Origin of the sequence: Natronosporangium hydrolyticum, assembly GCF_016925615.1 — a bacterium.
Lineage (GTDB): Bacteria > Actinomycetota > Actinomycetes > Mycobacteriales > Micromonosporaceae > Natronosporangium > Natronosporangium hydrolyticum.
In genome coordinates, this window is sequence record NZ_CP070499.1 from 2218543 (window position 1) to 2237566 (window position 19024).

The 19024-nt window shown below is 72.1% G+C and carries 16 protein-coding genes; 8 read left to right on the forward strand and 8 right to left on the reverse strand.

Annotation, left to right across the window (positions count from 1 at the left end):
• The first annotated feature begins 21 nt into the window (after nt 1-21).
• A complete protein-coding gene (locus tag JQS43_RS09870; RefSeq protein WP_239678762.1) occupies nt 22-651 on the forward strand; it encodes a TetR/AcrR family transcriptional regulator in 630 nt (209 codons plus the stop codon).
• 3 nt (nt 652-654) lie between these two features.
• Here the strand turns inward: JQS43_RS09870 and JQS43_RS09875 are convergent, their stop codons facing one another.
• From JQS43_RS09875 to JQS43_RS09895, 5 genes are read right to left on the reverse strand one after another with little or no spacing between them, the layout of a single operon-like run.
• A complete protein-coding gene (locus JQS43_RS09875) occupies nt 655-3357 on the reverse strand; it encodes a DUF5682 family protein (RefSeq protein ID WP_239678763.1) in 2703 nt (900 codons plus the stop codon).
• On the reverse strand, nt 3354-4472 hold the full coding sequence (locus tag JQS43_RS09880) for an ATP-binding protein (protein ID WP_239678764.1): 1119 nt from the start codon (nt 4470-4472) through the stop codon (nt 3354-3356). The genes JQS43_RS09875 and JQS43_RS09880 overlap by 4 nt, the downstream gene beginning before the upstream one ends.
• 13 nt (nt 4473-4485) lie before the next feature.
• On the reverse strand, nt 4486-5889 hold the full coding sequence (locus JQS43_RS09885) for a VWA domain-containing protein (RefSeq protein WP_239678765.1): 1404 nt from the start codon (nt 5887-5889) through the stop codon (nt 4486-4488).
• Complete coding sequence (locus JQS43_RS09890; protein WP_239678766.1) at nt 5886-7310, reverse strand: hypothetical protein; 1425 nt, start codon at nt 7308-7310, stop codon at nt 5886-5888. Before JQS43_RS09890 ends, JQS43_RS09885 begins: the two co-directional genes overlap by 4 nt.
• Entirely contained in the window at nt 7310-7768 is a 459-nt protein-coding gene (locus JQS43_RS09895) for a hypothetical protein (protein WP_239679380.1), read from the reverse strand. The genes JQS43_RS09890 and JQS43_RS09895 overlap by 1 nt, the downstream gene beginning before the upstream one ends.
• A 159-nt stretch (nt 7769-7927) precedes the next feature.
• Between JQS43_RS09895 and JQS43_RS09900 the strand changes: the two genes are divergently transcribed.
• From JQS43_RS09900 to JQS43_RS09910, 3 genes are all read left to right on the forward strand, one after another.
• Nucleotides 7928-8455, forward strand: a complete 528-nt coding sequence (locus tag JQS43_RS09900; RefSeq protein WP_239678767.1) for a GNAT family N-acetyltransferase — start codon at nt 7928-7930, stop codon at nt 8453-8455.
• A 64-nt stretch (nt 8456-8519) separates the two neighbouring features.
• Nucleotides 8520-10586 (forward strand): sensor histidine kinase, encoded by a 2067-nt coding sequence (locus JQS43_RS09905; protein WP_239678768.1) that lies wholly within the window; start codon nt 8520-8522, stop codon nt 10584-10586.
• Entirely contained in the window at nt 10583-10957 is a 375-nt protein-coding gene (locus JQS43_RS09910) for a response regulator transcription factor (RefSeq protein WP_239678769.1), read from the forward strand. The genes JQS43_RS09905 and JQS43_RS09910 overlap by 4 nt, the downstream gene beginning before the upstream one ends.
• Here JQS43_RS09910 and JQS43_RS09915 read toward each other — a convergent pair.
• Nucleotides 10899-11330 carry an ArsR/SmtB family transcription factor gene (locus JQS43_RS09915; RefSeq protein ID WP_239678770.1) on the reverse strand — a complete coding sequence of 144 codons (432 nt, stop codon included), beginning with the start codon at nt 11328-11330 and terminating at the stop codon, nt 10899-10901. The genes JQS43_RS09910 and JQS43_RS09915 overlap by 59 nt on opposite strands.
• Before the next feature lie 83 nt (nt 11331-11413).
• Between JQS43_RS09915 and JQS43_RS09920 the strand changes: the two genes are divergently transcribed.
• Nucleotides 11414-12805, forward strand: coding sequence for an FAD-dependent oxidoreductase (locus JQS43_RS09920; RefSeq protein WP_239678771.1), 1392 nt, complete (start codon nt 11414-11416; stop codon nt 12803-12805).
• Nucleotides 12802-14055: an MFS transporter gene (locus JQS43_RS09925; RefSeq protein WP_239678772.1), complete on the forward strand. Its 1254-nt coding sequence runs from the start codon at nt 12802-12804 to the stop codon at nt 14053-14055. Before JQS43_RS09920 ends, JQS43_RS09925 begins: the two co-directional genes overlap by 4 nt.
• Here the strand turns inward: JQS43_RS09925 and JQS43_RS09930 are convergent.
• The gene (locus JQS43_RS09930) at nt 13962-16214 is read right to left on the reverse strand and encodes an MMPL family transporter (RefSeq protein WP_239678773.1); all 2253 of its coding nucleotides are present in this window, start codon (nt 16212-16214) and stop codon (nt 13962-13964) included. The two genes, JQS43_RS09925 and JQS43_RS09930, sit on opposite strands and share 94 nt — an antisense overlap.
• Nucleotides 16215-16321: 107 nt before the next feature.
• On the opposite strand from JQS43_RS09930, the gene JQS43_RS09935 reads away from it, so the two are divergent.
• Both JQS43_RS09935 and JQS43_RS09940 read left to right on the forward strand, forming a co-directional pair.
• A complete protein-coding gene (locus JQS43_RS09935) occupies nt 16322-17635 on the forward strand; it encodes a sensor histidine kinase (RefSeq protein WP_239678774.1) in 1314 nt (437 codons plus the stop codon).
• Complete coding sequence (locus JQS43_RS09940; protein ID WP_239678775.1) at nt 17587-18252, forward strand: LuxR C-terminal-related transcriptional regulator; 666 nt, start codon at nt 17587-17589, stop codon at nt 18250-18252. The genes JQS43_RS09935 and JQS43_RS09940 overlap by 49 nt, the downstream gene beginning before the upstream one ends.
• Here the strand turns inward: JQS43_RS09940 and JQS43_RS09945 are convergent.
• Entirely contained in the window at nt 18249-19022 is a 774-nt protein-coding gene (locus tag JQS43_RS09945; protein WP_239678776.1) for a siderophore-interacting protein, read from the reverse strand. The genes JQS43_RS09940 and JQS43_RS09945 overlap by 4 nt on opposite strands.
• Between the last annotated feature and the right edge of the window lie 2 nt (nt 19023-19024).

The following is a 19024-nucleotide window of genomic DNA, read 5'->3' on the forward strand; positions in this document are numbered from 1 at the left end:
ATGTCAAACTTCGGAGGTGTCATGACCGCCACCCCCCGCCCCAACACCCCCCGTACGAAGGCCGCGCAACGGGAAGCGACCATGGCCGCCCTGATCACCGAAGGCCGGCGCCGGTTCGCCCACCAGGGGTACGCCGATGTCGGGCTCGCCGATCTCGTCGCAGCGGTCGGCGTCACCAAGGGCGCGCTCTACCACCACTTCGGCAGCAAGGCCGGGCTGTTCCGGGCGGTCGTCGCCCAGGTGCAGCAGGAAGTCGCCGACCGGGTGTCGGCCGCCGCCGAGCACCACCCCGACGACCCGTGGCGGCAGCTGGTGGCCGGCTGCGAGGCGTTTCTGGCCGCCAGCGCCGACCCCGACATCCAGCGGATCATGCTGATCGATGCCCCGGCCGTGCTGGGCTGGCATGAGTGGCGGGCGATGGATGAGGCCGCCTCTGGCCGGCTGCTGGTCGATGTGCTCACCGTGCTGACCGGCGACGGCACCCTCCCGGCGCAGCCGGTGCCGCCGCTGGCCCGGCTGCTCTCCGGCGCGATGAACGAGGCCGCCCTGTGGCTGGCTCAGTCCACCGGGTCGGCCGACCTCGCCGCTACCACCGCTGCGCTCCGGCGGCTGCTGGCCGGCCTGCGTACCCACGCGGGCGACCCGAGCTGAGGGCTACCGGCCCGACCGAAGCAGGTCCGCCAGGGCAGCCGAAGCCGCCGGGTGGGCCGCCAGCAGCGTCGCCACCGGCTCGGTGGCTACCGACGGCGGCTCGGCCGCCGCGGCGGCGTCGGCCGGCTCGGTCGCTGCCGGCGCCGACCAGGGCGGCTGCCAGGCGTCCAGCTCCGGCAGGGTGGGCGGGAAGACCCGGCCGGCCTGGCGCACCAGGCCCGGCACCAGCTCGGCCGCCTCCGCCCGTAAGGTCCGGATCAGGGCGGGCAGCCACGGCAGCAGCACCGGGTCGGGGAGCCGGCCGAACGCCTTCGAGATCACCTCGACCACGAACGGCGCCAGCTCCGGAGCCGGCTCCAACGCCTGGACCAGGCCGCTGATGTACGCCGGCACCGCCGGCACGGTCAGCGGGCTGGCCAGCAGGGAGTCGCACCAGTCCCGTAGCTCGACCAGCGGCCACATGCCTAGGTGGACCTGGGCCCCCCACCACAGCGCGATCCGTGCCGGGGCCTGCGGCGCCGCCTGCCGCACCGCGAGCTCCAGCTGGGTGCGGTCGCACCCCACCGAGAGCGCCACATCCTCCAGTGTGCACAGGAATCCCAGCATCGCGGCGACCTGCCGCAGGCTGGTCGAGTCGTCGGCGAACGCGGTGGGCAGCAGCGTGCAGTAGTGGGCGTAACCGGTCTTGATGAACGTCTCACACCAGCTCGGTAGCGTCGGCTCGTGGGCCCGGTAGTACGCCAGCAGCGCCCGGATCTGGGCCAGCACCTGCGGAGCGTCGGCCACGGTGCGCTCTGCGGCGAGCAACTCCACCGCTCGGGCTCCCAGCTCGTCGGCGAACCGGGGGCTGTCCAGCAGCCGGATGGCGTCGATGACGGCGGTCAACGCCTGGGCGGCGGTTGCGGCTGGTTCCCAGGCCGCCTTCCGCAGCCGCTGCTCCAGCACCTGCTCCACCGTGACGCCCTGGTGGCCCAGCTCGATCAGGGCCCGTTGCTGCTTACCCAGGGCCAGATCCCAACTCTCCTGGATGGAGTGCTGACCTAACCCTCGGTCGCCCATCACCGGCCGCACCGTCCCGGTCGGCAGCAGATGATGCAGCCGCCACAGCAGGTCCGAGCAGGCACGCAGGTCGGGCTGGGCAGACAGGTCGAGCAGGGCCCGTTGGACTGTCCGTCTCGTCAGCTCCAACCCCAACGGTGCGAGCCGGTCGTGGACGTCCCGGGCCAGCGGCGGCAGCGCGTCGTAGCCGACCGTGCCGATCCGGTCGCCGCCGAGCAGGATCTCGCACAGCCGGGCGACGTCGCGCCGGCCGGGCACCGCATCCTTCTCGATACAGGTGACCGCCGCGTCCTGGAAGTCGTACGGCGTGGGCCGGGCCCGGTTGCGCAGGCCGGCCAGCAGAATCGAGGTTTCGAAGACCGCGATCGCGTCGGCAGTGCTGGCGAGATAACCATTGCGGCGGGCCAGTCGGACGATCTCCACACACCACTGCCGCAGCTCCGCCTCGTCGAGCGGGTCGAGCTCCGGCGGGGCCGCGAGGAAGTCGGAGAGCCGGTCGGCCGCCGGCGTGTCCGCCGGGTCGGTCGGGGCGACCGGCCGCCGCCGGCCGCCCTTGGCTGCCTTCTTGGCCAGCCGGAACGGGGCGAGCCGGCTACGGTCGAGCTCTTTGCGCCAGTTCGCCGCCGCGATCGAGACCGACCCGCCGGCGAGGCCGAACTGGGCCTCGATCGCCGAGTGGCTGGAGGGGATCAGACCGTAGCGCCAGCCGGTCCCGGTCGACGGTGTGATCTCGAAGTCGTCGGCGGCGGCCACTCCGAACCCGGTGACCGGGCTGACCGCGTGGAACGCCCCGCAGACGTAGAGGCACTCCGACCGGTCCACCCCCGACTCGGCGAGATGGTGGCGGATCCGGGTCCACATGAACCGCTCCCGGTCCTCGTCGCGGGCCAACCGGTCGGGTCGCTCCGGGGCCAGTCGCCGGAACAGGCTACCGACCAGCAGCATCACCTGCCGGTAAGTGGCGTAGTCGGCCCCGGCCAGCGGCTGCTCGACGTACTGGTCCCACCACTCTGACCAGTGTCGCACCCTGCCGTGGTGCAGCAGATGGGCCTCCAGATCGGCGAACCGGGGGCGAAGTTCGCCGATCTCCACCCCGACCGCGTCGCCGTGCAGGCCAGTCCCGGGCGAAGTGGCGGCGGCCGGGTCAGGGTCGGTCTCCGGGTCGTGCTCCGGCGGGGCCCATTGGAAGATGTGGTCGGCCGATCGGTCCACCGGCACCACCGTAACGCCGGGGGTGGTCATCGCGTACGCGATGGCTTGGTACTCCGCCGACGCCTCGGTGATCGGGGCGACGACGCTCAGCGGTCCCCACCGGGCCGGAAAGTCGACCAGCTCGGAGGCGAACGCCTGCAGCGCCACCGGCAGCTCGCAGTTGGCTAGCTCGGGCAGCAGCGGGCCCAGGTCTTCGCACAGCTCAAGGTAGATCACCTTCGGGGGCCGCTGCCGGAGCCGGCGTACCATCGCCAGGCCGGAGGCGGGGGAGTGGTGGCAGACCGGGAGGATCTCCAACGGTTCGGTGAGCGCCCGGTCGACGTCGTCGACCATTCCGGCCAGGATGCTGGCGAGTCCGTTCGAGCCGTCGGTGAACGCGGTGGCCGCCTCGGTCAGTTGGGTCCGCAGGGCGGCGAACCGGTCGGGCAGGCTCATGACAGGGTGGCGATGGCGTCGCGGCCACCGGCGAGGAAGGCCGGCCACGGTTCGCCATCGGCTCGGCTGCGCGGCTCCACCACCCCGTGCCAGTATTTGTTGAGGATCGCCAGATCTTCTGGGGTACGCCGGGCCAGCGTCCCGACCAGCGAGGCGGCGAGCGTCTCGGCCCGCAGCGTGCGGTCGCCGAAGAAGTGGCTGTGCAGGATCGCGTCCTCCAGCACCCCGATCTGCTCAGCGGTCGAGAGCGCCGATTCGAGCTTCTCTTCGTCGCTGTTGGCCGCCTCGGCCGCCGCCCGCAGGTCGGCGAAGCTCTGCAGCAGGATGTCCAGCAGGGTTGGGGGCACCTCCAGCTCGATCCGGTGTCGCCGGAGCAGCTCGGTGGTGCGGAACCGGACGATCTCGGTTTCGCTGCGTTTGTTGGTCACTACCGGGATCCGGACGAAGTTGAACCGTCGCTTCAGCGCCGAGGAGAGTTCGTTGACGCCGCGGTCGCGGCTGTTGGCGGTGGCGATGATGGAGAACCCTGGCTGGGCGAAGACCACGTTGTCGGTGTCCAGCTCCGGGATGGTCACGTACTTTTCGGAGAGGATCGAGATCAGCGCGTCCTGCACGTCGCTGGTGGCCCGGGTGAGCTCCTCGAACCGGCCGATCGTCCCCTCGGCCATCGCGGTCATGATCGGCGACGGGATCATCGACTCCCGCGACTGCCCCTTGGCGATCACCATGGCGATGTTCCAGGAGTACGTCAGATGGTCCTCTGTGGTGCCGGCGGTGCCCTGGACCACCTGGGTGGAGTCCCGGCAGATGGCGGCGGCGAGCAGCTCGGCGAGCCAGCTCTTGCCGGTGCCGGGGTCGCCGATCAGCAGCAGACCCCGGTCGGAGGCGAGGGTGACGATGCTGCGCTCGACGAAGCTGCGGTCGCCGAACCACTTCTGTGCCACCGGCCGGTCCAGGCCGTCGGACTTGTCGGCGCCGAGGATGAAGATGCGCACCAGCTGCGGGCTGAGCCGCCACGAGAACGGTTTGGGCCCCCGGTCGAGACTTTCCAGGTAGTCCAGCTCGTCGGCGTAGGTGGCCTCGGCCGGGGCGCGCAGCGGCTGCTGATCGGTCATCAGGTGGGGTCTCCTAGCTGAGAAAACTCTTGAGTTCGGACACGAGCTTGCGGATGTGGCCCGACAGCACCGGGGTGCCCAGCTCCTTGAGGCGCTGCGCGAACCACGGGTGGGTGTGGCCTCGGCCACTGCTGGTCACCGACCCGACCGGGATCAGTTTCACCCCGGAGCGGTGCAGGGCGGTCAGGCCGTCGAGCACCGCTTGCATGTGCCACTCGCAGAGATCCGAGATCCACACCACCGCGGTCTGCCGCGGGTCGGCGACCTTCGGCCGGAGCTCCTCGAGCGCCACCCGGCCGTCGGTGCCGCCGCCGAGCTGGGTGCGTAGCAGCGTCTCGAACGGGTCGTGGACCCATGGGGTCAGGTCCAGCGCCTGGGTGTCGTAGGCGATCAGGTGGACATCGGCGTTGGGCAGGCCGGCGAAGATGGAGGCGAGGATGGTGCAGTTGACCATCGAGTCGACCATCGACCCGGACTGGTCCACCACCACGATCAGCCGGGCCGGGGTGGTGCGCCGCGCGGTCCGCCGGAAGTAGAGGCGGTCCACATAGAGCAGCTGGTCGGCCGGGCTCCAGTTCGGCAGGTTCCGCCACACCGTCCGTTGCAGGTCGAGGTTGCGGAAGACCCGCTTGGGCGGGACCGACCGGTCGATCTCGCCGACGCTCGCCTTCGCTACCTGAGTACGCAGGACTTGGGCGACCTCGTCAATGAAGCGTCGGATCAGGGCCTTGGCGTTGGCCAACGCCACCCCGGAGAGGTGGGATTTGTCCCGCAGCAGCTGCTCGATCAGCGACATGCTCGGCGTCAGCTGCGCCGCCAGGGCCGGGTCGGCCAGCACCTCCCGCAGCCGCATCCGGCGCACCAGGTCGCCCTCCAGGTCGGCGAGGGTGGTGCCCAGCTCCCGGTGGTCCGGGTGGTGGCGAAGCTGGCCCGGCTCCACGCCGAGCGAGCGTTCGAACCAGCCGGCGTCGGCCTGCCAGCGGGCCAACCCGGCCGCGGTCACCTCGCTGGAACCGGTGCCGAACACATTGAGCAGCAGCTTGCCGGCCAGGGCTGCCCGGCGAACCTCGCCGCTGGTGATTGGCTGGTCGGTCGCCGCCTGCTCGTTAGCAGTTGGTCCGGCATTGGCTTGCCCGGTATTGGCTTGCTCGGCAGTGGCTGGTTGGCCGCCGGCCAGCAGCCCGGTGAGCTCCTCGGCGAGGGCGGGGTGGCGCTGCACCAGCGTGTCTACGGTCACCGCCGGGTCGAGCACGGTGCTCGGCAGGCCGATGTCTTCGGCGATCGACACGCTGACCGACTCCAGGCCCGGCTGCTCGGCGGGGTCGAAGAGCCGGGCCAGCAGCCGCCAGTAGAGCAGCTGCCGCCGCTGGGTGTGTCGCACCGGGTCGTCGTGGTGGTCGGGTTCGTGGTCTGTCATTTTCGTAGCAACCGTCCTGCCCGTTCCCGGAGCACGGCGACCGGGTCGCCGGCCTTGGCTGCGGCCTTGAATATCTTGGGGTCGGTGGGCCCTTGGGCCCAGTCCGCGGTAGCGACCACCGCCGGCTTCTTTTTGACCGTGGTCTGAACCGCCATCGGCCGCAGCGCCCAGCGGCCGTCGTCCCAGCCGAGCAGCCCCAGCATGGCGCAGGCGCCGGCCACCAGGGTCGGCGTGAGCGGGCCGCAGCGGGGCAGCGACGCCAGATCCACCGGTAGCGGGTGGTCCCCGACCCGCCACAGCAGCTCCTCCCCGGCAGGTGAGGGCTTCGTGGGCTCACCCTCGACCAGCACCGGCACCGCGATGCCGGCCGGGTGTCGCTGCCATGGTGGGCTGGCGGCGGCCACCGCCTCCGACAGTCGCAGCCGGGCGGCGGTGAATGGATCTACCGGGTCGGCCAGCCGGGCCTGCTCGTCGTGCCAGCGCAGGTCGCCGCTGGCGTGCAGCGGAGCGTCGGTCACCGACAGGGCACGACGCTCGGCCAGGGCACGCAGCAGCGTGGGGTGCGTGTCGAGCAGGCCCCACACCGCCGGGCCGACGATAGTGTCCACTTTGGCGGCGTTGACCGAGGTTCGCACTAGCCGCGGGCTCGGCTCGCCGGAGACGTCGAGCAGCGCGTGGACCTGCACTGCGACCACGGTGCCGTGCTCGTGGACGACCGCTCCCAGCGGCTGCAGCGTGCCGGTGACCGGGGTAGGCGGCGCCGCGTCGGCGTCGGCCCAGGCTCCCGGCTGCGACAACAGCACCGCCCGGGTCCACAGGTCGGCCCACCGGCGCACCGGCAGTGGGTCACCCGGCCCGGCTGGGCAGACCGCCTGCAGCTCTGCGGCGAACCCGTCGAGCAACACCGCCAGCCGGCGCCGGGTCGGCTCGGCCCACAGCGCCTGTCGGGTCTGGTCGGCGGCGGTGACCAGCGCCGGCTCCACCCCGCGCCATCCGGCGACCGCCAGGTCCCGCAGCCACGCCCGGCACCCGGCCAGCCCGGGCGGGTCCGTCTGCCCGGCCGCGCCCGCCGGGGCGGTGGCCGGCCACTGCTCCCGGGGCCGGCCCAACCCGGTGTCGACCCGGTCGAGCAGTGCGTCGTGGATTGCACCCCAGAGGCCGGCCCGGCCGGCCGCCAGGGCCGCCAGCGCGGCGTCGGTGACGGACCCGGCGGCAAGCTGCGTCACCCCCTGGCCCAGCGGGTCGGCCAACGGAGTGTCGGTATGGGCCTGGGCCAGGGCGGTAAGCGCCGCCGGCCCGCCACCACCGCGCCGGCCGACCCCACCCACCAGCAGCTCGTCCAGCCCGGTGACCAGCTCCAGGGCGCTGGTCACGGTCGGATCGTCCGCGGTGGCCAGCGCCGCCCACTGGTGGGCCAGCATCACCGCACCGCCCCGGTCGCGGGGAACCAGGCCAGCTCGGGCAGCGGCGCTGCGTCGCCGGGCAGCTCCAGATAGGCGAGATGGTGCAGGAACCGGCTGAACACCGCCGCGGCGGGGGATTCTTCCCGCTCGCCGGCCAACTGCCACATGAGGTTTCGGTGCGGGTCGCCGTCGGTGACCCGTAGGTAACGCGCCACCCGGTCGAACCCGTACTGTCGGACCGCCTCGTCGGCCAGCGACTCCAGGTGCCGGCAGGCATCGTCCGCGGCGCCACCACAAGGTCGATTGTGGTTTGTCCGGCAGGAGAAGTTGTGGCTGCCGGCGGCGACCGTGGAGACGTAGACCCGGGCGAGGTCGGAGCCGCTGGAGACCACTCCCTGCAACCGGCCCTCGGCGAGCTCCACGAATGGGACCTTCGCCAGTTTGCGGGGGTGGACCGGCGGCAGCACTTGGACGATGCTGCGGCGGCGTTGGTCGCCGGCGTCAGCGGTCACGCGGCTCACCTCTCGGACGGGTCGAGGGCACGGTTGAGCACCGGCGCCTGTGGATGATCAGGACCGGGTATTTCTATCGCACCGGTCGGACATTGCGGTACGGCGGTGGGGGAGGATGCGGGAATGCAGATCCGCACCGCCCGGCCCGCGGACCTCCCGGTGCTGCGGGAGATCGAACGGGCAGCCGGGGAGTCGTTCCGGGCCATCGGCATGGCGGCGATCGCCGACGACGAGCCGCTGTCGGTCGAGGAGTTGGGGCGCTACCAACGCGCCGGCCGCGCGTGGGTAGCAGCGGCCGACGCGGCGCCGGTGGCCTATCTGATCGCCGAGCCGCTCGACGGCTGCCTGCACATCGAGCAGGTGTCGGTCCACCCCGAGCAGGCTCGGCAAGGGGTCGGTCGGCTGCTGCTGGCGCGGGCGACTGAGCACGCCCGGGCGGCGGGCCTGCCCGCGCTGACCTTGACCACCTTCGCCGAGGTGCCGTGGAACGGACCGTACTACCGGCGTTGCGGCTTCCGAGAGGTGCCCGTCGAGGAGCTGACCCCGGGCCTGCGGGAGGTGCGTCGCCGCGAGGCGGCGCATGGTCTGGACCGGTGGCCGCGGGTGGTGATGCGCGTGACGTGCGGTGAGGCACCGAGGGGTGCCACTTGACCGCACCACCCGACCACCAAGGTCACTAGTCTGAAATACCCGAAAATTCGGTTAAGCTGGATTCATGCGGTTGCCGCTGGCCCGCCTGGTTGACACCACCCGACCGCTGGAAGGGCCGGGTCGATGGCGGCGGTCGCTGCTCTTCGGGGCGGTGGCGCTGGCCGGGGCGGTCGCCGCTGGCCTGTTGCCCGCCGCCGCGCCCAGGGCGCTGGAGGCGGCCTGGCTCCTCGTCGCCGTCATCGTGCTCAGCACCGCCCTACCGTGGCACCGCTGGCCACCGGCCTGGCAGGCCGCGCCGGCCTTCGGTTACCTGGGGGTGCTGCTGCTTTTCGACTACGGCAGTGGCCGGGAAAACGCCCCGATCTTCGTGGCGATCCTGCCGGTCGTCTGGCTGGCCCTTTTCCACAGCCGGCGGCTGCTGGTTGCGGGGCTGGCGGTCCTCGGGGCGGTGCTGTTCGTGCCCCCGTTGTTGTTACCCGCCGAGTACCCGATCCGGCCGTGGGCCTCGCTCGGTACCGCCTTCGCGCTCGCGGTGCTGCTGGGGGTGGCGCTGCATGAGCTGGTGGGCCGCCAGCGGGCGGTGGCGGATGCGCTGGAGCGAGCCCGGTTCGACCGGGACCTGGCCCGCGCCTACCTGCAGACGGTGGGGGCGTTGGTGCTGGTGCTCAGCCCGGAGGGGCGAGTGGAGCTGTTCAACAACCGCAGCGAACAGGTGACCGGCTTCTCGGCGGCGTCGATGGTGGGCGGCGAGCCGTGGCAGATGTGTACCGACCCGGACGGCTTTCGGGAGCGGTTGACCCGGGCGCTGGCCAGCCTCGAGCCGGTGAAGTTCGAGTCCGATATCCGAACCGCCGCCGGGGTACGCCGCCACATCTCCTGGGTGCTCAGCGCGTTGACTCGCGACGACGGCGGGGCGTGGGCGGTCATCGCAGCCGGGGTGGATGTCACTGAAGAGCGGGCGGCACAACGTTTGTTCGCCCATGTCCTGTCCGCCGCCACCGAACAGATGATCTTCGCCACCGACACGACTGGCCGGTTCACCGCCTTCAACCCTGGCGGGGAGCGGCTACTGGGTTATCGGGCTGAGGAGCTGGTCGGTGTGCAGACCGTGGAGATCATGCACCGGCCGGACGAGCTCGCCGCCCGCGCCCGGCACTACGGCATGGACAGCTTCCGGGAGGTCCTCGCTACGGCGACGAAGGATGAGTCGGCGTTTACCCAGGAGTGGCAGCTGATCCGCAAGGACGGCAGCGAAGTGCCGGTGTCGATGACCATCAACCCGATGCGGGACGACGACGGCACCCTGACGGGGTATGTCGGAGTTGCCTGGGACATCACGAGACAGCGCGAGGTCCAGGCGGCGACGGCGGCGGCGCTGGCCCAGGAGCAGGCGGCCACGGAGCACGCCCGGGAGTTGGATCGGGTCAAGGGGGATTTCGTGGCGATGGTCTCGCATGACCTTCGCACCCCGCTCACCAGCATCATCGGCAACACCGAACTGTTGCTCGACGAGACCGGCGAGCTGAGTACGGTCCAGCGGCAGTTGCTCGGCGCCGTCGACCGCAACGCGCGGCGGTTGGAAAATCTGGTCAGCGACCTGCTGCTGCTCTCTGGTGTTGAATCGGGAAAGCTGCAGCTGCAGCTTCGGCCAGTGACGATGGGTCAGGTCATCGACGGAGCGCTGGAGGCGCTGGCGAGTAAGCGGTCAGCCGACATCGCCGTACGCCTGGAGGTCCCGGCCGACCCGTTGCGGGTGTTGGGCGACCCGGCCCAGCTGGAACGGATGGTCACCAACGTGGTCGGCAACGCGCTCAAGTTCACCCCGCCCGGTGGCACGGTGACCGTCCGGGCGACCAGTGACGGCGACTATGTCGACCTTTCGGTGGCAGATAACGGGATCGGGATTCCGGAGGCGGAGTTGCCGCACGTGTTCGACCGGTTCTTCCGGTCGTCGCGGTCGCGGGAGCAGCAGGCTCAGGGCACCGGGCTGGGGCTGGCCATCAGCAAGTCGATCGTCGATCAGCACGGCGGCACGATCCGGGCGGCCGCCACGCCCGGCGGCGGCACCACCTTCGTGGTGGTGTTGCCGCGGCTGACCGCGGCGGAGTCAACAGCGAAGGAGCCGGCATGACTGCAGTTCTGGTGGCGGAGGATGACGCGGACATTCGCGACCTGGTGGCGTTCAAATTGGCGCAGTCCGGGTACGACGTGACCATGGCCGAGGATGGTCGGGACGCGTTGACGGCGGCGCGGGATCAGCTGCCGGACATTGCGGTGCTGGACATCGCCATGCCCGGGCTGTCCGGGCTGGATGTCTGTCGGCTGTTGCGGGCCGAACCCGCCACCTCCCGGATGCTGATCCTGCTGTTGACCGCGAAGGCCCAGGAGCAGGATGTCGAGACCGGGTTCGACGCGGGCGCCGACGACTATGTGGTCAAGCCGTTCAGCCCTCGCGAGCTGGTGACCCGGATCCACGCCCTGGAGGCGAGGGCGCGTCGATAGTGCTGCTGGCTCCGCAGGCGCGGGCGCCCTCTGGAGTGAGGGCGGCCAGGCTCGCCAACAGCTGCACCGGGGCGGCGAGCGCGTCGCAGCACAACGAGTAGACGTTGCTGCGGCCTTTGGGGGAGGCGGTGACCAGCTGCTGCTCCCGTAGCGCGGTGAGGTGGTGGCTGACCAGGGTCTGGCCCAGCTCGGTGGCCTCGGTCAGCTCCCGCACCGTCCGCGGTCGCTCGGCGATCAGCAGCATGAGGTGGAGTCTGGTCTCGTCGGCCATCGCCTTGAGCTTGGGCGCCAGTCGCCGGGCTTGGGCGGCGATCGGCGCGGCGGAGCTGACGTCCCACAGCTCTACGTCGAGCTCTCGTCCGGCTAGGGTCATGTCACTATTCAACCACACCTCCTTGTCATCACCAACAAGTACTGGTAATAATCGCATCCGTTGGTTCAACGGATGGAGGCATCATGACGGATGTAGTGATCATCGGCGCCGGGCCGGTCGGCCTGGCGGCGGCCGCCCACGCGGTCGAGCGCGGCCTCGAACCACTGGTGCTCGAGGCCGACGACGAGGTCGGGGCGGCGGTGCGCCAATGGGGGCAGGTGCGCCTGTTCTCGCCGTGGCGGTTCAACATCGACCCCGCCGCCGGCCGGCTGCTGACGGCCCGGGGCTGGACTGAGCCCGAGCCGGACGAGCTGCCGACCGGGGCTGACCTGGTCGCCCGGTACCTCTCCCCGCTGGCGGAGACGCCGGAGCTGGCCGGCCGGATCCGCACCGGCACCAGGGTGACCGCGGTCTCCCGGGCTGGAGTGGACAAGGTCCGCAGCATTGGTCGGGACCGGCGGCCACTGCTGGTGCGGACGGTGGACCGAACCGGTGCGGTCCACGACCTCATGGCACCGGCGGTCATCGATGCCTCCGGCACCTGGGGTCAGCCCGCCCCGCTCGGAACGGGCGGGCTGCCCGCCCCTGGTGAGCGAGCGGCGGCCGGGTACGTGGCCGGTGCGTTGCCCGATGTGTTCGGTGCCGATCGGGACCGGTTCGCCGGCCGGCACACGCTGGTGGTGGGCATGGGCCACTCGGCCGCCAACACCCTGCTCGACCTGGCGGAGTTGGCCGAGGCGGCCCCGGGCACCCGGATCACCTGGGCGATCCGGGCAGCCTCGCCTCGTCGGCTCTACGGTGGTGGGGCCGCTGACGCCCTGCCGGCCCGGGGGGAGCTCGGCACCAGGCTGCAGCGGCTGGTGGCCGAAGGCGCCATCACCCTGGTCACCGAGTTCCAGATCGCCCGGTTCGAGCCGGCCGCCGGCGGTCCGGCGACCGGCCCGGTACGGATCCATGGCATCACCCCGGCCGGCCCGCGCGAGATCGCCGTCGACGCGGTGGTCGGAGCGGCCGGGTTCCGGCCTGATCTGCGGTTGTTGCAGGAGGTCCGACTCGACCTCGATCCGGCGCTGGAGGCACCGGCGGCGCTGGCGCCGCTGATCGACCCCAACAACCACAGCTGCGGTACGGTGCCGCCGCATGGGGAGCGGCAACTGGCCCACCCGGAGCCAGGTTTCTATGTCGCTGGGATGAAGAGCTACGGGCGGGCCCCGACGTTCCTGCTCGCGACCGGGTATGAGCAGGTGCGTTCGATCGTGGCCGCGCTCGCCGGTGACCGGGCCGCCGCCGACGAGGTGCGACTCGAACTGCCCGAGACCGGGGTGTGCTCGACCGACGCCCCCGAGGTGAGCGGCCGCGGCCTCAGCACCGGGGTGGTCCACGGGTACGCCGGTGAGGAGGCCGGGGCCGAGCCGGCCGGTCAAGGCCCGGTAGCGGTAGCCGTGGCAGATCGACCCAGCTCCTGTTGCGGGTGACCGGCTCCACTGCGGTCACTCCCACCGTAGCGCCGGCCGGGCCGACCCGGCCGGCGCTACGGTGGGGCCTGGCCGTGCTGTGTCTGACGCAGATCACCAGCTGGGGGGTGCTCTACTACGCCTTTCCGGTGATGCTGCAGACGATTGTCGCCGACACCGGGTGGTCCACCACAATGGTCACCGGGGCGTTCTCGGCCGGTCTGGGCGTCAGCGCGCTGGTCGGGATCCCGGTGGGTCGGCTGCTCGACCGCTACGGACCGGGTCCGGTGATGACCGCCGGCTCGGTGGTGGGGGTGGTCGCGGTCGTCGGGATCGCCCTGGCCCAGGGGCCGTGGTGGTTCCTGGGCGGCTGGCTGCTGGCCGGTGCGGCGCAGGCGGCGCTGCTGTATCCCCCCGCGTTCGCGGCCCTCACCCGCTGGTTCTGGCCCCGGCACGTGCGGGCACTCACCATCGTGACCCTGGCCGGCGGGTTGGCCAGCACCGTCTTTGCCCCGGTGACCGCCGCCCTGCTCGACCACGGATCGTGGCGGTGGGCCTACCTGATCCTGGCGGCAACACTGGCCACGGTCACCATCCCGCTACATCTGGCGCTGCTCCGGATCCCGTGGCCGGAACCGAAGCCGGAGCCGTCCACTGTCTCCCGGGACCCTGCCGATCCGGGCCGGGGCGGGGACCGGGCAGTGCTGACCAGCCCGGGGTTCCTGGTGTTGGCCGGGGCGTTCGGGGTGGCGGGGTTCGGGTTCTTCGTCGCCTTGGTCTTCCTGGTGCCGCTGCTGACCGACCAGGGCTTCAGCACCACCACGGCGGCGTGGGCGTTGGGGTTGAGCGGGGCCGGCCAGCTCCTCGGCCGGATCGGATACGGCTGGCTGGTCCGGCGTACCAGCGTCCGCGCCCGTACGGTCGGCATCCTCGCCGCCGGTGGGGTGACCACCGCAGCGGTGGCGGTGGCTCCGGGCCCGGCAGCGCTGGTGATCGCGGTGGCGGTGCTCGCCGGCGCCGCCCGCGGCTTGTTCACCCTGCTGTCGGCGACCGCGGTCAGCGACCGGTGGGGCAGCCACCGGTTCGGTAGCCGCAACGGCGTCTTCCACGCGCCGCTGACCGCGGCGATGGCGACGGCGCCGCTGGTGGGCGCCGTCGCCGCCGGTTGGCTCGGAAGCTACGGGGCGGTCTTTGTCGCCTTGGCCGTGGTGATGCTGCTCGCCGCCGCGGTCTCCGTGCTGGTGTCGGCGACCGGCTCGGTCGGGCGGTGACCGGCGCGGTCGGTCCCGGACCGCCCGTGGCCCCGGGAGAGCCGGCCGGGCCACCAGTTGGCCCGACCGAGCAGGTTCATCACCGCCGGCAGCAGCAGCATCCGGACCAGCGTGGCGTCGATCGCCACCGCCACCGCCAACCCCACCCCGACCTGTTTCATCTCAACGAAGCTGAGCGTGGCGAAGAGCGAGAAGATGGCGAGCATCACCGCCGCCGCCGAGCAGACGACGCCAGCGGCGCGGACCATCCCCGTCTCGACCGCCGCCCGGGTGTCCAACCCGGCGGCCGCTGCCTCCCGTACCCGGCTGACGACGTACACATGGTAGTCCATAGATAGTCCGAACAGGATGACAAAAAGGAACAGCGGCACCCAGTTGACGATGTGGCCGGTGCTGGTGAAGCCGAGCAGACCTTCGGCCCAGGTGTGCTGGAAGACCAGGGTCAGCACACCGAAGGCGGCGGCGACCGAGAGCAGGTTTAGGATGCCCGCGACCACCGCCACCACGACGGACCGGAAGGCCGCCGCCATCACCAGCACGGTCAGCAGCACCACCACCCCGATCGCCCACGGCAGCCGCTGCCGCTGCTGCTCGGTGTAGTCGGCGTTGTCCGCGGTGACACCGGCGACGGCCGCCTCGGCGCCAGCGAGTCCGGCCAGGGCGGCCGGTAGCAGCTCGCCCCGCAGCCGGGTCAGCGACTCCGCCGCCCGCGGATCATCGAACGGGTACGGGACCGCGAGCTCGACAGTGGAGACGGTGCCGCTGGGTGAGGTGAGCACCTCGGCCGCCGGATCGGGGGCGAATAGCGGCTCGGCGGCGGCCCGCTCCGCGAGCGCGGCCAGCGCGGCCCGCACCGGCTCGGCCTGGTCCGCGGGCGCGGTCACCACCACCTGGTGGGTGTTGCGTTGCCCGGGAAAGGACTCCGCCAGCCGGTCGTAGCTCTGCACCGCCGGGATGGTCCGGGGCAGATCGGCTGCGGAGCTGTCGCGCATGCTCATCCCGACCGCCGGCAGCGCCAGCGCCAGCAACGCGGCCAGCACCACCGCCACAGTGGTCCGGGGTGCCCGCAGCGCGGGGGCGAGCAGCGCCGGCCACAGCCGGGGCGTACCGGCGCGGTCGGTGAGCCGCCACAGCAGCGGCACCCGGGGCCGCTCCAGCGACCGGCCGAGGGTCGCCAGCAACGCCGGCATGACGGTGATCGCCCCGAGCATGGCGACCCCGATCACCAGGATCACCCCGGTGCCCAGCGCCTGGAAGACCGGCTCACCGGCCAGGTAGGCGCCGGTTAGGGCAATCATCGAGGTGGCCGCGGAGACCACCACCGCCCGCCCCGAGGTGGCCGCGGCGACCCGGGCCGCGGTCAGCTGGTCGTGCCCGGCCTGCCGCTCCTGGCGCAGCCGCCGGAGATAGAAGAGCGAGTAGTCGACGCTGACCGCCAACCCGATCAGCAGGATCACCTGCGGCACGGTCCCGACGTCGGGCACCAACTGGGAGGCGAGCGCCCACAGGCCGGTCGCGGCGAGCACCGCTGAGAAGCCGAGCAGCAGCGGCACCCCGGCGGCGACCAGCGCCCCGAAGACCACCAGCAGGATCACCAGGGTGACCGGGATGCTGAGCGCCCCCGAGCTGGCCAGCTCGGCGTCGACCTGGTCGTTGATGCCGGCGTCCATCGCCGGGCCACCGGCGGTCTCGATCCGCAGCTGCGGATGCGCTGCGTCCAGCTCATCGACGAGTCCCTGGACGGCGGGCAGCTGGTCGGCGGCGGAGTCGCCGGCGAGCGTGACCGGCACCAGCACCGCGCCGTTGACCTCCGAGGGCAGCGCCGGCCCTGCCTCGGCCACCTCTGGTAGCGCCCCGAGCCGGGCGACCGTCACGCTGGCCGCCGCCTGCGCGTCGGCCGGTTCCCCGGTGATCAGGATCGGTTGGGTGACCGGGTCGGGGAAGTCCGCTTCGGCGAGCCACTCCTGCGCGGTGCCGGCCTCGCCGACCCCGAAGTCGGCCGCGGTCGCCTGCCGGGTCTCCACGGTCGCCCCGATCGTCAGCGCGGCCGCGACGAAGACCACCCAGCCGCCGATCGCCCACCACGGATGCCGGATGCTCCAGGTGGCCAGCCGCTGGATCGGCCCGCCACCGGCCGGTGGCGTTGTCGTATGTGTCATCTCTCCACGCTGGTGTCCGGAACACCCGTCGGCAGTGGGGCTGCGACCCGAACCGGGGTGGGGTAATCCCCACTGTGCCGCCGCCTGGCGCTAGCCAGAATGGGGTCATGACCATCTCTGCTCACCGAGGGCTGCGCTGGCGGCTGCAGTTGACCGGCCTGGCGCTGGGGCTCGCCGTGCTCTACGGCGTCGGCATCGCGCTGTTTGTGCTGACGGTCGTCGGCTTGCCGCTGTCGCTGGTGGCAGGGGTGGGTATCCCGCTGACCCTCGCCGCTCTGTTGCTGACCCGCGGTTTCACCGACCTCTACCGGTGGGCCTTCGCCCGCCTGCTCGGAGTCGCCATCGGCCGGCCGTACCTGCCCTGGCCGCGCGGTCATCTGGGGAGCCAGCTGTGGCAGCTGCTGCGGACGCCCACCACCTGGCGGGACCTGCTGTGGCTGCTACTCAACGCGGTGGTCGGCCTGCTCGCGCCGGTGCTGGTGCTGGCGCTCGCCGGCGGTGTGCTGTGGTACGCGAGCCTGCCGCTGCTGTGGGCGATCCTGGACCGCGCCGCCGGCCCCGAGATGGCCGAGTGGGTGCTGCGCACCGACTTCGGATTCTGGGCGATCGACAGCCAGCAGACGGCGTACGCCGGGCTGGCGATCGCCGGGGGCTTCGCGCTCCTGTGGTGGCTGCTGACCCCTCACCTGCTGCGCGGCTACGCCCGCTTCTGTGGCACGCTGCTGGGCCCGACCGGTGCCGCGACGCTCGCCGCCCGGGTGCGGCAGCTGACCGAGTCGCGGGCGGAGACCGTCGACGCCCAGGCCGCGGAGCTGCGGCGGATCGAGCGTGACCTGCACGACGGGGCGCAGGCCCGGCTGGTGTCGCTGGGGATGAGTATCGGCCTGGCCGAGGAGCTGATCCGCACCGACCCGGAGGCCGCCATCCGGCTGCTGTCCGAGGCGCGGGAGGACAGCGGGGAGGCGCTGGCGGAGCTGCGGCAGTTGGTCCGCGGCATGCATCCCCCGGTGCTGGCCGACCGTGGCCTGCCCGGTGGGGTGGCGGCGCTGGCGATCACGCATCCGTTGCCGGTGACGGTCGTGGACGAGTTGCCGGGCCGGCCGCCGGCACCGGTCGAGTCGGCGGCGTACTTCGCGGTCAGCGAGGCGCTGACCAATATCAGCAAGCACGCGGGCGCCACCGCGGTCGAGGTCCGCCTGGCGTACGCCGACGGGCGGCTGGTGGTAACCGTCACCGACGACGGGCGCGGGGGCGCTCAGCTGGTCTCCGGCGGTGGCCTGCGCGGGGTGGAGCGGCGGCTGTCGGCTTTCGACGGTACGGTGAGTCTGACCAGCCCGGCGGGTGGGCCGACCGTCGTGACCATGGAGATCCCGTGCGAGTTGTCCTCGGCGAAGACCACGCCCTCCTCCGGGACGGGCTGACCAGACTGCTGGTCGCCCACGACTGCGACGTGGTCGAAGCCGCCGACACCGGGCCTACGCTGGCCGCCGCGCTGACCCGCCACCGGCCCGACGTCGCGGTGGTGGATGTCCGGCTGCCGCCGACCTTCACCGACGAAGGGCTGCGGGCGGCGATCGCGGCCCGGCAGGTGATTCCCGGCCTGCCGGTGCTGGTGCTCTCGCAGTATGTCGAGCCGCTCTACGCCCGGGAGCTGCTCGCCGACCGGGCCGGCGGGGTGGGTTATCTATTGAAGGACCGGGTCTCCCAGGTGGCGCAGTTCGTCGACGCGCTGCGCCGGGTGGCGGCCGGTGGCACCGCGATGGACCCGGAGGTGGTGGCGCAGCTGCTCGGCGGGGGCCGGGACCGGCTGGCGCCGCTGACCGCCCGGGAGCAGGAGGTGCTGGCGCTGATGGCCGAGGGCCGCACCAACGCGGCGATCGCCCGGGCGCTCTTCGTCACCGAGAAGGCGGTCGGCAAGCACATCAACAATGTCTTCCGCAAGCTCGACCTGCCCGAGTCGGCCGACGACAACCGGCGGGTGCTGGCGGTGCTGGCCTACCTCCAGCACGATCCGGCGACCGATGGCCCCCGCCGCTAGTGCAGGCCGCGTTTGCCCGCGGCCCAGAAGGGCTTGACCACCACCGCGCTGCGGGGCCAGCCCCGGTCCCGGACCAGCGCCTGCAGCAGCAGCTGGCAGGTACGCGCTTCGCCGGCCAGGTACGCCACGGCGGGCTGGTCCGGCAGGTCCTGCTGGGCCAGTGCGGTGACCAGGGTGGGGGAGGCGACCGCCGGGGCGCCGCGCCGGTGTACGCGTCGCAGCTGGTGCGGCCCGGGGAGCGGTAGGTCGTCCTCGGGGGACTCGCTCTCCAGGATCCCGGTGACGCTGGCCGCCGGGTCGAGGCCGGCGATCATGGGGCCGAACGCGGCCGTGGCGGTCTCGTCGCCGACGAACAGGTGGCGCGGGCCGGGTCGGGTGGCGAACTCGCCCATCGGGCCCCAGAACGTCACCGGTTCGCCCACCGTTGCGGACTCGACCCACCGGATGCCGATGCCGTCCCCGTCGTACCGGTGGATGCGCAGCTCAATCGCGTCGCCGGCCGGGTCGTACTCCCAGATGGTGTAGGTCCGCAGGGTGTCTGACGGCCGAAAGATGCCGTAGAGCGAGAGCGGGTCGTTGATCTGGAGCCGGATGTGCTGGCCCGGGGTGTACTCGGCGGGCAGCGGCTCGTCGGCGGCGACCCGGATCCGCCACATGCTGGGGGTGACCAGCTCTCGGTCGGTCACCGTGCCGGTTCGCCGGTGCTGGTCGAAGAACCTGGCCAAGGGCTTGATGGTGCGGTGGTGAGCGGCGGGTTGCGGCGTGGCCATGA